The following is a 13,240-nucleotide window of genomic DNA, read 5'->3' on the forward strand; positions in this document are numbered from 1 at the left end:
CCCATGGCCGTCCTTGAGACCTCGCACACCAGTCTGCCCGGCGCCGACGCCGCGGTGGCCCAGGATGCCGCGCGGGCCGCCCCGCCGCGGCGCGCGGGCCGCTGGGCAGGTGTGGCGTTCCAGGCACGCTACATCGCCGAGAAGCTGATCGCGGCCGCGGTGGTGCTGTGGCTGGCGGCGTCGGCGGCGTTCCTGGCCGTCCACCTGTCACCGGGGGACCCGGTCACGCTGCTGATGGGCGAGTTCGACACCCCCGAGCTGCGGGCGACCATCGAGGCGCAGTGGGGGCTCGACAGGTCGTTGCCGTTGCAATACTGGGACTTTCTGACCCGGCCGCTCCAGGGCGACTTTGGGATGTCCTACGTACAGCGGGTGCCGGTCAGCGACATCCTGTTCAGCCATCGGCTGGTCGCCAGCGCGCAGCTGACCACCGCGGCCACGATCATCGCGGTGACCGTGGCGCTGGTGGTCTCGGTGGTGAGCGCCGGCCGCACAGGAATCGGGACACGGATCACCTACCTCGGTGAGCTGACCTTCGCGTCCATCCCGACGTTTTGGCTGGGCATCGTGTTCATCACCGTGCTGTCGTTCCAGCTGGGTCTGTTGCCGGTCGTCGGGGGCTCGAAACTGGAGAACCTCGTCCTGCCCAGCCTGACGCTGGGGCTGCCGCTGGCGGCCGTGCTGTCGCAGGTGTTGCGCGAAGGCATCGAGCGATCGCTCGAACAGCCCTACGCCGTGTCGGCGCTCGCGCGCGGAATCACGCCGTGGCAGCTGAAGATCCGGCATGGTTTGCGGCACGCCCTTGTTCCTGCGGCGACGCTGGCAGGCTGGTCGGTCGGCGGTATGCTCACCGGAACCGTCATCGTCGAGCAGGTGTTCGGCCGGCCGGGAATCGGGCAGGCCACCGTCGTCGCGGTGACGCGCCAGGACGTCCCGGTGGTGCTCGGCATCACTCTGCTCGCCGTCGCCCTGTACGTGGCCGTCAACACCATCGTGGACATCGTCTACCTGTGGATCGACCCGCGACTGAGGGTGCGCTGATGGCGACGACTTTCGCATTCCCCGGGCGATCACTGTCCTCAGGGTTGGCCGGCCTCCGGCACACCGGATTGCTCGTCGCCGTGGCCATCCTTGCGCTGCTGCTGCTCGCGGTGGTGTTCCCCGGACTGTTCACCGGCCGCGACCCGTTGGCCAGCGACATGTCGGATGCGCTGGCAGCGCCCAGCTTCGAGCACATCTTCGGCACCGACCACCTCGGCCGTGACGTGTGGTCACGCGTGGTGCACGGGGCTCGCTACTCCATCCTGATCGGCGTCGCCTCGACTGCGCTGGGAGTCGTCATCGGCGTCCTCTTCGGACTCATCGCCGGTGTCTCACACCGTCGCATCGACGAAGCGATCTCGCGGGTGTTCGACGCCGTCGGTGCGTTCCCCGACCTGCTGTTCGCGCTGATGCTGATCACGCTGACCGGCCCGGGCACCGGGAATGTGATTGTCGCCATCGCGATTGCGTCGGCGCCCCGGTACGGCCGAGTGGTACGCGCCGAGACCCTGCGGGTGCGGGAGTCGGACTACGTGGCACAGTCGCGGCTGGCCATCGCCTCGGCCGCACGCCGAACGGTCCGTCACGTGCTGCCGAACGCGCTCGGCACCGTCCCGGTGCTCGCGACCCTCGGCATCGGCACGGCCATCATCGGCGCGGCCGGACTGAGCTTCCTGGGCTTCGGTCCCACACCGCCGCTGCCCGAATGGGGTTCGATGCTCTCCGATGCCCGCCAGGACCTGCGTATCGCGTGGTGGGTCGGCTTCTTCCCCGGCCTGTTCATCACGATCTCGGTGGTGAGCGTGTCTATCGTCGGGCGGCACCTGCAGCGGCGTTTCGAGCGGAGGGCGCAGCCGTGACCCTCGCCTCGGAGATCACCGCCCCACCTGAGGGCGATGCCGGAGACGTCCTCGTCGACATCGCAGGCCTCACGGTCTCGTTCGACAGCGTGCGCGACGACGACGGCACGCCGCTGCCGGTGGTCAGCGATGTCGACGTCACCCTCCGCCGCGGACGCGTCCTGGCGATCGTCGGAGAATCGGGTTCGGGCAAGTCGGTGACCGCACGCAGCCTCGTCGGGCTCGCCGGAGACGGGAGCAACGTCACCGCAACGACTTTCCAGGTCGGCGGCTCCGATGCCCGCACCTACGCCGAGAAGGACTGGCGCAGAGTTCGCGGCGCCCAGATCGGTTTCGTGTTGCAGGACGCACTGACATCGCTGGACCCGTTGAGAACCGTGCAGGCCGAGGTCGGTGAGGCGTTGCGCCTGCCGCGTCGGCAACGTGTCGCTGCGGTCGAAGAACTACTCGGCTCGGTCGGCATCCCGGACCCGGCCTATCGCAGGCGCAACTACCCGCACCAGCTCTCCGGTGGACTCCGCCAGCGCGCGCTGATCGCGTCGGCGCTGGCCGGGCGGCCTGACGTGGTGATCGCCGACGAGCCGACCACCGCACTCGACGTCACGGTGCAGGCCCGCATCCTGGCGCTGCTGCGCACGCTGGCCGACGAGGGCCGCGGTGTGCTGCTGATCAGCCACGACCTCGCCGTGGTTTCCCGGATCGCCGACGACGTGATCGTGATGCACCGCGGCCGGGTGGTCGAGCGAGGCGCCGTCGCGCAGGTGATCCACCACCCGCAGCACGAGTACACCCGCAAGCTGGTCGCCGCGGTACCCGGGCGTGCCACCCGGGGCCGGCGCCTGAGTGCTCTCGATAGTGATGCACCGCCGTCTGTATCGCCGGGCGCCGAGGTCGTGGCGGACGTCGCGGGAATCGGCAAGTACTACCGGCAGGGGCGACGCCAGCAGTTCACCGCCGCCGACGGCGTCACGTTCGCGATCCATCGCAGCGAGATCCTCGGACTGGTCGGCGAATCCGGTTCGGGCAAATCCACGGTGGCGCGGATCGTGACCGGACTGCTGGCCCCCGACACGGGCCACGTCGAGATCGACGGCCGCCGCTGGACCGGCCGACGCGGTCACCGGGGGCCGCGATTGGGCGCCGTGCAGCTCGTGGCACAGGACTCCGTCGGATCCTTCGACCCCCGTTACACCGTGCGCGAGATCATCGGCGAGACCGTCGCCCTCGGACATCGTGACAAACACCTGCAGAGCGGCAGGATTCGTGAGTTGCTCGACCTCGTGCACCTGCCGGCCGGCGTCCTCGACCGACACCCTCGCTCGCTGTCGGGCGGCCAGCGGCAGCGGGTGTCCATCGCCCGTGCACTCGGCTCCGATCCCGAGCTCCTCGTCTGCGACGAAGCCGTCTCCGCGCTCGACGTGTCCATCCAGGCCCAGATCCTCGACCTGCTGCTGGAGATCCGCGCAGCGAAGAACACCGCGCTTCTGTTCATCTCCCACGACATCGGTGTCGTCCACCATGTGGCCGATCGGGTGCTGGTGATGCACCGCGGCCGCGTGGTCGAACAGGGCACCGCCGACGACGTGTTCGACAACCCACAGGACGAGTACACGCAGGCCCTGCTGAAGGCGGTGCCGGTCCTGTGAGCTGTTCCCCCTTCTGTCGCGTCTGACGCGCTGAACCCCGTAAACCTCCGGCCGCACACGGTGTGCGGTCCCTTCACGAACGGAACGACGACATGATTCACCACAGAAGACCATCGCTCCCGGCCTTGCGCTGGTTGGCGTTCGCCGTGGCTGCGCTGCTGGCGCTGACCGCGTGCGGCGGTGACTCCGGAGGTGGCGGCGGCACCGGCGAACCCGTGCGCGGAGGCACGCTGACCGTGGCACAGGCCGACTTCCCCGAAGAAGGTATGAATCCGCACGTGCGTGGCTGCTGCACCGAGGTTCAGGTGCTGCGCAACGCCTACGACAGCCTGGTGGCCATCGACTACGACGAGTCGATCCACCCGTGGCTGGCTGAACGCTGGGAGCGGTCACCCGACGGCCTGGTGTACACATTCACGCTGAAGCGGGGCGTGACGTTCCACGACGGCGAACCGTTCAACGCCGCCGCGGTCAAGGCGAATTTCGACAAGATCGTCAACGACAAGGAATACGCGCCATCGGTGGCCAAAAGCACGTTCCAGACGCTGAAGTCGACCGAGGTCGTCGACGAGTACACCGTGCGCACCGTGCTGTCCGAGCCGACCGCGAACTGGCTGAACACGCTCGCCTCGCTGCAGGGGTCGCAGATCTCCCCGAAGTCGCTGCAGAACCCTGACGTCGCCGCCGGCGGTGTCGGTATCGCGGGCACCGGGCCGTTCATCCTGACCGATGTGGTCGAGGGCTCCGAGCTGCGTTTCACGCGCAACGACGCTTACAACTGGCCCTCTGCGCTGGCCAAGCATCAGGGCGCCGCCTACCTCGACGAGCTCGTCGTCAAGATCGTTCCCGAGCCGAATGTCCGTGCCGGACTGTTGACGTCGCGGGAGGTCGACGCGATCTCGCAGGTCGCGCCCGCTGACATCGCCCAGTTCGACGGCGTCGAGGGATTCCAGTTCGAATGGAAGCCGTCCAACGTCTCACCGTGGTCGCTGTACTTCAACGTCACCGGCGACAACACCAAGGATGTCCGTGTGCGGCGCGCGTTGCGCGAGGCCGTCGACCTCAACCCGATCATCGACACAGTGCTGCAGGGCAGCTCGGACCGGGCGTGGAGCGTCGTCGGTCCACAGAGCCCGTACTACGACGCGAAGTACGAGAACGCCTACGGCGGCAACGTCGATCTGGCCAACAGACTGCTCGACGAAGCCGGCTGGACCGGGCGTGACAGCGACGGCTACCGCACCAACGCCGCAGGGCAGCGGCTGGTGATCCGTCTCATCGCCACCGAACCGAAGCCGCCGCTGTCGACGGTCCTCGAGGCCTACCAGGCCGAGCTGCGCACCAACGCAGGTGTCGAGGTCGATCTGCAGTTCCGCGACGAAGGCACGGTCGACGTCGTCCGCGAGACCAACACCTACGAGGCGTTCCCCCGCGCTGTCGGCGGCGTCGACATCGGCGTGGTGCTGGAGAAGATCTACGAGACCGGTGGCGCGATCAACGGGCCCAAACTCGAAGACCCGCAGGTGGATTCGTGGCTGGCCGACGGCAGGACGGCGTTGGACGAGCAGGACCGGAAGGCGGCCTACGACAAGGTGGCCCAATTCGCGCTGATCGACGACGTGACGACGCTGCCGCTCTACACCGAGCGGTACAACACGGCGGCGACGAGCAGGGTCAACGAGATCGAGCGGTGGCTGGACGCACCGCGCGGCATGCCGAACTTCTGGGCTTACGACACCTGGTTGGGCGATGATGCAGCCACCTGAGCACCGGCCGACGCCCGCGGGCCCTGAGTACGGCATCTTCTTCCGGCTCAACGACACGGAGGCCGATCCCGTCCGGCAATATCACGACGGACTCGACCTGATCGTGCACGCCGAAGAACTCGGCCTGGCGACCGCGTGGATCACCTCGCACCACTTCCGGTCCGACAAGGGCACCATCGCCTCGCCACTGGTGTTCCTCGCGGCGGCGAGCCAGCGCACGACGCGCATCCGGCTCGGCGCGGGCGTGGTCGTGATCACGCTGGAGAATCCGATCCGGGTGGCCGAAGACGCCGTCATCGCCGACGCACTCTCGGGTGGTCGCCTGCAGCTGGGCCTCGGTTCGGGGCTGGAGGACTGGGCATTCGGCCCGTTCGGTGTCGACTGGGACGACCGGCTGCGGGTGTACGCGGACAAAGCGGCGCAGTTGAGGTCGGTGCTGGACGGCACCGATCTCGGCGGTGGCCGGCGGCTCTATCCGCCGGCCGGAACGTTACGGCAGCGGCTGTGGCGTGTTGCCAGCGATCCCGAGCATGCCGGAGAGATCGGGAAGGTCGGGGACAACCTGCTACTCCGGTCGTCGAAGGCTCTGACGTTCGAAGGCAACCTCGTCCGTCACAGCGAGGCGATCGACGCGTTCCGGTCCAACGCCGGTCCGCGCCAGCGCATCGCGGCGTCCCGTACCGTGATCGTCGCCGAGACCGTCGCTGAGGCGCGAAAGCTGGCGGGGCAGCACGCGATCGACCTGCACGTGAAGAACGGAAACGGCGAACCGTGGTACGGCGACCCGGAGCTGGTGCAGGACCGGCTGCTCAACGATCCGGAGCTCGCCCATGTCGACGAGGTGCTCCTGCAGGTTGCACCAGCGAAGTTGACTCTCTCGCAATGGAAATCGAGTTTGTCGTTGACGATGTCGGAGGTTCTCGACCCGGTGCGCACGAAGGGCCGCGCCTATGCCCGGGTCTCGTGACCGTCCTTCCGGCCGCAACCCCGGAGGGCCCCACGCGGTACGAGTACGGCAAGCCGCTGCCGCGTCACGGGTCGCCGACCTATGAGTCGCCGTCTCGACCTGCCGGAGTGGACCTGACGTGGCCGAGTACGTCGATGCGGCTTGGCTTGCCCAGCGCCTGCACGCCACATCGTCCAAAGACCTCGGGCACGGGCTGACGCGCCTCATCGACGGTGGGGAACTCACACCGGGGTCGCATCTGCCGACGATCCGCGACTTCGCCCGCGCCGCCGGTGTCAGCCCGGGCACCGTGATGACGGCGTGGAGTCGCGTGCGCGATTCCGGGCGGCTGCACACCCGCCGCCGAGGCGGTACTGTCGTCGTCGACCCGAACCTCCCCGCTCCGTCTCCGATCGGCCGGGTGGACTGGGCGCGGATCGAGATGGCGCTCGTGACACCGGATCCGCAGCTGCAGCCCGACCTCGCACCGGCGCTCGCTGCTGCGGTCTCCGAGACTCACGACCTGCACAATCCCGCACGGGCCTTCCTCAGCGAACGCCTCCGGCGCAGCGTAGAACCCGGCTGGCCTTTTCCGGCGCAGGCGTGGAACTGCGTGGGCGGGGGCAGCGAGGCGGTCGTGCTGGCGACCGCCGCCGCGGCGTCCGGCGGCCCGGTCGGCGTCGAAGAGCCGGTCAGCCCCGGTTATCTGGACATCCTGCGCCGACTCGGCATCGAAGCGGTCGGGGTCCGCGCGGACGAATACGGTCCGACGGTCTTGTCTGTCACCGCGGCGCTGCGCCGCGGCGTGACGGCCCTCGTGCTGCAGCCCAGCGGAGCGTACGCGATCAGCGGGGGGTTGACCGTCGAGCGGGCAGCCGCCCTCGCCGCCGCCATAGGTCCGGACACCTGGGTCATCGAGGATGACAGCGCCGGCCCGCTCGCGTCATCGGAGCCGCCCTCTCTGGGAGCGCACCTGCCGGACCGTGTGCTGCGAGTGCGCAGCTACTGCAAGGCCTACGGCATCGACCTACGCACCGCGGTGCTCGGGGGCAGCGCCGAGCTCGTCGAGCGCACCGTCCGGCTGCGCAGCTTCGGGATGGCATCGAACAGCAGAGTGCTGCAGAACGCGCTCGCGCACCTGATCGACGACTCGAACGTCACAGACGCAATGACCCGGGCCCGCGGTCGTTACCGGGTGCGACGGCGGGCGGCGTTGGACGCGTTCACTGCGGCGGGACTGCACGCCTCGGCGAGTGCGGACGGTTTCGTCGTGTGGGTGCGGGTACCGGACGAGACGTCGACTTTGATCAACCTCGCGCGCCAGGGCATCGTCGCGGCCGCAGGGGCCAAGTCGTTCGTCACCAAGACGGAGGGAATGCTGCGCTTCTCCATCCTGCAGCTTCCCGAGGAGCGCCACCGCCTCAGCGAGCTCGCCGAGGCCCTACGGGCGGCCGTGCACTCTTCCGAGCGGGAGTATTTCGACTAGCGATTTTGGTGTAGTTGGTCAACGTGAGCGCGACCAACTACACCGAAATCACACGGTTTCGTCGAGGTCGAGGACCGGGGTGGGGCGGCGGAAGCCGCGGGTCACGCCCAGCAGCCAGACGAATCCGATGGCCAGCCAGATCAATCCGATCATCAGCGCCTCGCCGGACAGGCTGGTCCACAGCCACGCCGTCAGCAGGAAGCCGATGGCCGGGGCGATCAGATTGAGCAGGACGTTGCTGCGGTCCTTGAGGTCGATGAAGTAGTGCTTGATCACCGACAGGTTGACCACCGAGAACGCCACCAGCGCACCGAAACTGACCACCGAAGCCAGAATCGCGAGGTCGATGACGATGGCCAGCAGCGAGATCACGCTGACGAAGAGGATCGCGTACACCGGGGTGCGGTACTTCACCGACACGTGGCCGAAGACCTTGCGCGGCAGGATGCCGTCGCGGCCCATCGCGAACAGGATGCGTGCCACGGAGGCCTGCGACGTCAGCGCCGAACCGGTGGCCCCCGCCACGTACGCCGCGGTGAAGAACGTGTTCAGGAAGGTGCCGCCGCCGGCGACCATGACGTCCAGCGATCCGGAGTCGACGTCGGCGAACTCGTTGGACGGGAACACCAGCTGCGAGATGTAGGACAGCAGGATGAAGATGGCGCCCGACACCAGGGTCGCGATCATGATCGCCTGCGGCACTGTGCGTCTGGGGTTCTTGGCTTCCTCCGAGAGCGTCGAGACCGCGTCGAACCCCAGGAACGACAGGCAGAGGATCGCCGCGCCGGCGAGCACCGGGCTCATGCCGCCCGCCGAGCCGTCCCCGGAGAACGGCGCCAGCAGGTCGACGGTGCCGTAGCCGGCGATCTTCACCACGCACAGGACGACGAACACCACGATGAACACCGCTTGTATCGCGATGATCAGGAAGTTCGCGCGGGCCACCGACACGATGCCGACGATGTTGAGGACCGTGACGATCGCGATGGTGACGATCACGATGACCCATTCGGGCAATGCCGGCACGGCCGCATTGAGGTACAGCCCGATGACGAGGTAGTTCAGCATCGGCAGGAACAGGTAGTCCAGCATCAGCGACCACCCGGCCAGGAAGCCGACCGGCGCACCGAAGGTCCGCTGCGTGTAGGTGTAGGCCGAGCCCGCCACCGGGATCGCCGCGGCCATCCGGGCGTACGACAACGCGGTGAACACCATCGCGACGAGTGTCACGATGTAGGCCAACGGCAGTCGGCCACCCGAGGTTTCGGTGACGATGCCGTAGGTGGTGAACACCGTCAGCGGCACCATGTAGACCAGACCGAACAGCACCAGCGACGGCAGGCCCAGCGCCCGTTTGAGGCTGCCTTCGTCGGTGTCGGCGATGAATCCCTGGGTCATGTTCCGCCTCTCAGTCCTCGGCCCCGTGCATGAGCACTCCGCGAAGATACGTCGCCTGGATGCCCGCCGTGGGCAGATCGAGCGGCGCGGTGGCCCGCGGATCCCGTTGCAGCCACACCATGTCGGCGCTGGCGCCCGGCGTCAGTACCCCCCACGTGTTCTCGGCGAACGCCTGCCGGGCCACCCCTGCCGTGTAGGCGGTCAACGCCCGTTCGATCGGCAGCACCTCGTGTGGCGTCCAGCCGCCCTGCGGTTCACCGTCGGCGGTGCGGCGAGACGTGGCCACCGCGATGCCGTCCAGCGGCGCACCGGAGGACACCGGCCAGTCCGACCCGAAGCTCAGCGGTGCGCCCGAGGTGTCCAGGGTGTTGATCGGATACTGGCGGTCGGCGCGCTCGGCGCCGAGGCGGGGGATGGTCAGCACCGTCATCAGCGCATCGAGCTGAGCCCACAGCGGTTGCATGTTCGGGATCACCCCAAGGGCGGCGAAGCGGGCGAGGTCGGCGTCGTCGACGAGCTGACAGTGCGCGATCACCGGGCGGCGGTCGCGCGGAGGGTTCTGCGCCACAACGTATTCGATGGCGTCGAGTGCCTGGCGGACCGCGGCGTCGCCGATCGCGTGGATGTGGATCTGCAGCCCGAGCTCGTCGACACGGCGTGCCGCCTCGGCCAGCGAATCGCCCTCCCAGTTCTGCATGCCGCGGTTGCCTCCCGCCGCACCGTCCCCGTGACTGTGCAGCCCCGAGCAGTAGGGCTGGAGCAGCGCCCCGGTCTCGTTCTCGACCACGCCGTCGGCGAAGAACTTCACCGTCTGTGCGGTGAGCAACGGGTTGCCCGCATCCTCCACCAGCCGTCTCTGTTCGGCGAATCGCGTGACTTGCGTGTCGAAGTGGCGTGGGTCGGCGTACAGCGCGAGGTTGAAGCGCATCCGCAGCGCATCCCGGCGGGCGGCTTCGACGTAGGTGGCGACGTCGGCGGGCTCGACCCAGGCGTCCTGCACCCACGTCACGCCGTGCGCCAGGTAGTAGTCGGCGGCGGTGCCGAGCGCATCGATACGCATCTGCTCGTCACGGGGCGGCATCACGTTCATCACCAGGTCGACTGCACCCCACTCGCGCAGCGTTCCCAGCACGGAGCCGTCCTCCCGGTGCGGGATCTCGCCGAGCGCGGGATCGGGTGTGTCGGCGGTGATCCCGGCGCGCTCCAGCGCCACGCTGTTGCACCAGACGGTGTGGTAGTCCCAGGCGCGCAGGACGACGGGCCGGTCGGGCACCGCGGCGTCGAGCCACCGCGCGTCGAACAGGCCGCCCTCGGCGAGGCTGCCGTCGTAGGAGGCGCCGACGATCCATTCTTGCTCGGGGTTGGCTTCCGCGAATTGCCGCACGGCCGAGACGATCTCGTCGACCGAGGTGCATCCGCGCACCGCCGGGCCGACGGCCTCCAGGCCGCCGTAGAGCGGGTGGGCGTGCCCGTCGCCGAACGACGGCATCAGGAAGCCGCCCCGGAGGTCGACCGTCGCCGCGTCCGGTGCCGCGTCGTGTGCGTGGGCGGCCTCACCGATCGCCGTCACGACCCCGTCGACGACCAGGAGTGCGGCGGTCTCCTCCCGACCGGTCCAGATCGTCCCGCCGGTGTAGAGGGTGGCACTCACTTGACCACCGCCGTGGCCCGGTGCCCGGCGCCGTACGGGTGTTGCGGGTCAACGGGTTCGGTCAGTGGGCTGTAAGTCTCCGGTCGGCGGGTCAGCAGGAACGGGAAGAGTTCCAGCCAGTCGCGGCGCTGGTCGAGGTCGAGGTCGGCGACGAGGACCGCCTCCTCGTCGCGCGGCGCCTGGACCAGTACCCGGCCGTACGGGTCGGAGATGAACGACGACCCGTAGAACGTCACCGCGCCCTCGTCGCCGACGCGGTTCGGCACGATCATGAACAGCCCGCTGCTGATGCCGTTGGCGACGATGACCTGCTGCCAGAGCGGTCGGGTGTCGAAGTCCGGGAAGACGGGCTCGGAGCCGATCGCAGTCGGATAGACGACGATCTCCGCACCGCCGAGCGAATAGCTGCGCGCGACCTCGGGGAACCACTCGTCCCAGCACGTGGGCAGTCCGATGCGGGCACCGAGACCCTCCGGTGCGTACACCGGATACGGCTCCTCGGCGGGGCCGGCGCGGAAGTAGGTGTCCTCGTAGTAACCGGCTGAGATCGGGATGTGCAGCTTGTGCGTCGCGGCGACCAGTTCGCCTGCGGGAGAGACCATTATGGCGGTGTTGAGGCCCAGGCCGTCGTCGGCGGGGGAGCGCTGGTACAGCGAGGCGTGGACGAAGATCTCGTGGGTGGTCGCGGCCTCGGCCGCCAGCGCGAACGTCGGCCCGCCGGTCAGGTCCTCCGCCAGGGCGTCGGCATTCGCGCCGCCCGGCTGGTCGGCCGGGTACCGCAGCAGCGTGATCTCGGGCAGGAACACCGCGGTGGCACCCGCACCGGCGGCGGCGGCGATGCTGTCCCGCAGCACCGCCGTCAGTTCGGCGGCGTCCTCACGCCAGCGGTGTTGGACGAGACCGACGCGCAGCGGGTCCCGGTCGGACTCCGTGGACCGCGACAGCGGCGGCGCGGGTGGGGCGGTGAGGACGATCATCCGGCTCCTAAAACGAATGGGGTTCGTTTATTGTGAACCCGGTCACCCCCCGTCGCAAGAGGAGGAGCCGGGAAATGGGGCGGCCGCCGAAGCCCATCCTGTCCGTCGACCTCATCGCCGACGCCGCACTCGACCTCGTGCGCACGACCGGCGGCTTCACCATGCCGGGCATCGCGCGCAGGCTGCGGGTCCAGCCGTCCTCGCTCTACAACCACGTGCCCGGCCGCGACGCCATCGTCGAACTGCTGCGGGAGCGCGCGATGTCGGAGGTGCAGCTTCCCGTCGACGACCCGGACGTGCCGTGGCGAGACGTGGTCGCCGACATCGCCCGCTCCTACCGGTCGAGCTTCGCCCGCTACCCGAATCTCATTCCGCTGCTGACGGCGTACGCGGTGAACAGCACCCAGGCGATGACGATGTACAACGCGCTGGCCGTCACCCTGCGCCGGGCCGGGTTCGCGCCGGCGGACACGCTGCGGGTGATCACGCTCGTCGACAACTACGTCCTCGGATCAGCCCTCGATGTCGCCGCGCCCGATCAGCCGTGGCGCACCCGCGCCGAGGTGGGTCCGGAACTCGCGGCCGCACTGGCGACCGGCGCGCCGAAGCCGGCCCGCGCGGACGACGCGTTCGAATTCGGCCTCGCGGTGTTGCTGCGCGGGCTCTCCCCGACGGCGGGGGAGAGCCCGACGGCAGGGGAGAACTAGAGCTGCACGCCGCGGGTCAGTGCGCCGTCGACCACCAGGTTGGTGCCGGTGATGAAACTGGCTGCCCCACTGGACAGGAAGACCACGGCGTTGGCGACCTCCTGGGGTGTGGCCATCCGGCCCGTCGGGTTCAGCGCCAGTGCGGTGGCGAAGAGCTCGGGATTGTTCTCCTCGATCGACGTCCACACCCCGCCCGGGAAATAGGTGTTGCCGGGGCTCACCGAGTTCGCGCGCACCCCCTGGCCGGCCAGCGTGTGCGCAAGCCCCTGCGTGTAGTGGATGATCGCGGCCTTCATCGTGCCGTACGGTCCTGCGGCGAAGTCCACCTCGCGCCCCGAGACGCTGGAGATCGTCACGATCGACCCGCTGCCGGAGGCACGCAGATGCGGCAGCGCGGCGTGGACCAGACCGACGGTGCCCATCAGGTCCACCTCGAACGTGGTGCGCCAGTTCTCCGGTGTCTCCGGGATCGCCAGCGCGCTGACGTTCGCGACCACGCCGTCGAGGCCCCCGAACCCCTCGGCCGTCGCGGTCACCCACGCCTCCAACGCTTCTGGGTCACCGACGTCGACCGCCGACCCGACGGCCGTCGCGCCGTGCGCCGTCAGTTCCGTCTGCGCCTCGGCCACCGCCGCGGGGGTGCGGGCGCAGTAGGCCACCGACGCGCCCTCGGCGAGCAGACCTTCGACGACGGCACGCCCGATCCCGCGGGTGCCGCCGGTGACCGCGAAACGTTTACCTGTCAGGCCCAGATCCATGCTG

The 13,240-nt window shown here is 69.0% G+C and carries 11 protein-coding genes; 7 read left to right on the forward strand and 4 right to left on the reverse strand.

The features are described from left to right. The first annotated feature begins 3 nt into the window (after positions 1–3). The 6 genes from FHR72_RS05980 to FHR72_RS06005 all read left to right on the forward strand — a co-directional run bounded on the left by FHR72_RS05980 (position 4) and on the right by FHR72_RS06005 (position 7,745). Positions 4–1,041 carry an ABC transporter permease gene (locus tag FHR72_RS05980; RefSeq protein WP_183467010.1) on the forward strand — a complete coding sequence of 346 codons (1,038 nt, stop codon included), beginning with the start codon at positions 4–6 and terminating at the stop codon, positions 1,039–1,041. Next, entirely contained in the window at positions 1,041–1,901 is an 861-nt protein-coding gene (locus tag FHR72_RS05985) for an ABC transporter permease (RefSeq protein WP_183467011.1), read from the forward strand. Before FHR72_RS05980 ends, FHR72_RS05985 begins: the two co-directional genes overlap by 1 nt. Next, entirely contained in the window at positions 1,898–3,547 is a 1,650-nt protein-coding gene (locus FHR72_RS05990) for a dipeptide ABC transporter ATP-binding protein (protein WP_183467012.1), read from the forward strand. Before FHR72_RS05985 ends, FHR72_RS05990 begins: the two co-directional genes overlap by 4 nt. A 146-nt stretch (positions 3,548–3,693) precedes the next feature. After that, positions 3,694–5,313 carry an ABC transporter substrate-binding protein gene (locus FHR72_RS05995; RefSeq protein WP_183467013.1) on the forward strand — a complete coding sequence of 540 codons (1,620 nt, stop codon included), beginning with the start codon at positions 3,694–3,696 and terminating at the stop codon, positions 5,311–5,313. Beyond that, positions 5,297–6,280: an LLM class flavin-dependent oxidoreductase gene (locus FHR72_RS06000; RefSeq protein WP_183467014.1), complete on the forward strand. Its 984-nt coding sequence runs from the start codon at positions 5,297–5,299 to the stop codon at positions 6,278–6,280. The genes FHR72_RS05995 and FHR72_RS06000 overlap by 17 nt, the downstream gene beginning before the upstream one ends. Before the next feature lie 118 nt (positions 6,281–6,398). Next, entirely contained in the window at positions 6,399–7,745 is a 1,347-nt protein-coding gene (locus tag FHR72_RS06005) for an aminotransferase class I/II-fold pyridoxal phosphate-dependent enzyme (protein WP_183467015.1), read from the forward strand. Between the two features lie 48 nt (positions 7,746–7,793). Here FHR72_RS06005 and FHR72_RS06010 read toward each other — a convergent pair whose 3' ends face one another. The 3 genes from FHR72_RS06010 to FHR72_RS06020 are packed head-to-tail and all read right to left on the reverse strand — an operon-like array spanning position 7,794 to position 11,771. Then, a complete protein-coding gene (locus FHR72_RS06010) occupies positions 7,794–9,143 on the reverse strand; it encodes an APC family permease (RefSeq protein ID WP_183467016.1) in 1,350 nt (449 codons plus the stop codon). Between the two features lie 10 nt (positions 9,144–9,153). Next, positions 9,154–10,794, reverse strand: a complete 1,641-nt coding sequence (locus FHR72_RS06015) for an amidohydrolase (protein ID WP_183467017.1) — start codon at positions 10,792–10,794, stop codon at positions 9,154–9,156. Further along, positions 10,791–11,771: a nitrilase-related carbon-nitrogen hydrolase gene (locus tag FHR72_RS06020; RefSeq protein ID WP_183467018.1), complete on the reverse strand. Its 981-nt coding sequence runs from the start codon at positions 11,769–11,771 to the stop codon at positions 10,791–10,793. Before FHR72_RS06020 ends, FHR72_RS06015 begins: the two co-directional genes overlap by 4 nt. Positions 11,772–11,845: 74 nt before the next feature. Here FHR72_RS06020 and FHR72_RS06025 point away from each other — a divergent pair, with 74 nt between their 5' ends. Beyond that, positions 11,846–12,478 carry a TetR/AcrR family transcriptional regulator gene (locus FHR72_RS06025; RefSeq protein ID WP_183467019.1) on the forward strand — a complete coding sequence of 211 codons (633 nt, stop codon included), beginning with the start codon at positions 11,846–11,848 and terminating at the stop codon, positions 12,476–12,478. Here FHR72_RS06025 and FHR72_RS06030 read toward each other — a convergent pair. After that, on the reverse strand, positions 12,475–13,236 hold the full coding sequence (locus FHR72_RS06030) for an SDR family NAD(P)-dependent oxidoreductase (RefSeq protein ID WP_183467020.1): 762 nt from the start codon (positions 13,234–13,236) through the stop codon (positions 12,475–12,477). The two genes, FHR72_RS06025 and FHR72_RS06030, sit on opposite strands and share 4 nt — an antisense overlap. Between the last annotated feature and the right edge of the window lie 4 nt (positions 13,237–13,240).

This window comes from Mycolicibacterium iranicum, from assembly GCF_014190915.1.
Classification (GTDB): Bacteria; Actinomycetota; Actinomycetes; order Mycobacteriales; family Mycobacteriaceae; genus Mycobacterium; species Mycobacterium iranicum_B.

Excerpts from the sequence above, each read along its gene's own strand:
- FHR72_RS05980 (WP_183467010.1), top strand. The coding sequence starts at position 4 with ATGGCCGTCCTTGAGACCTCGCACACCAGTCTGCCCGGCGCCGACGCC.
- FHR72_RS05985 (WP_183467011.1), top strand. The coding sequence starts at position 1,041 with ATGGCGACGACTTTCGCATTCCCCGGGCGATCACTGTCCTCAGGGTTG.
- FHR72_RS06000 (WP_183467014.1), top strand. The coding sequence starts at position 5,297 with ATGATGCAGCCACCTGAGCACCGGCCGACGCCCGCGGGCCCTGAGTAC.
- FHR72_RS06010 (WP_183467016.1), bottom strand. The coding sequence starts at position 9,143 with ATGACCCAGGGATTCATCGCCGACACCGACGAAGGCAGCCTCAAACGG.
- FHR72_RS06020 (WP_183467018.1), bottom strand. The coding sequence starts at position 11,771 with ATGATCGTCCTCACCGCCCCACCCGCGCCGCCGCTGTCGCGGTCCACG.
- FHR72_RS06025 (WP_183467019.1), top strand. The coding sequence starts at position 11,846 with ATGGGGCGGCCGCCGAAGCCCATCCTGTCCGTCGACCTCATCGCCGAC.
- FHR72_RS06030 (WP_183467020.1), bottom strand. The coding sequence starts at position 13,236 with ATGGATCTGGGCCTGACAGGTAAACGTTTCGCGGTCACCGGCGGCACC.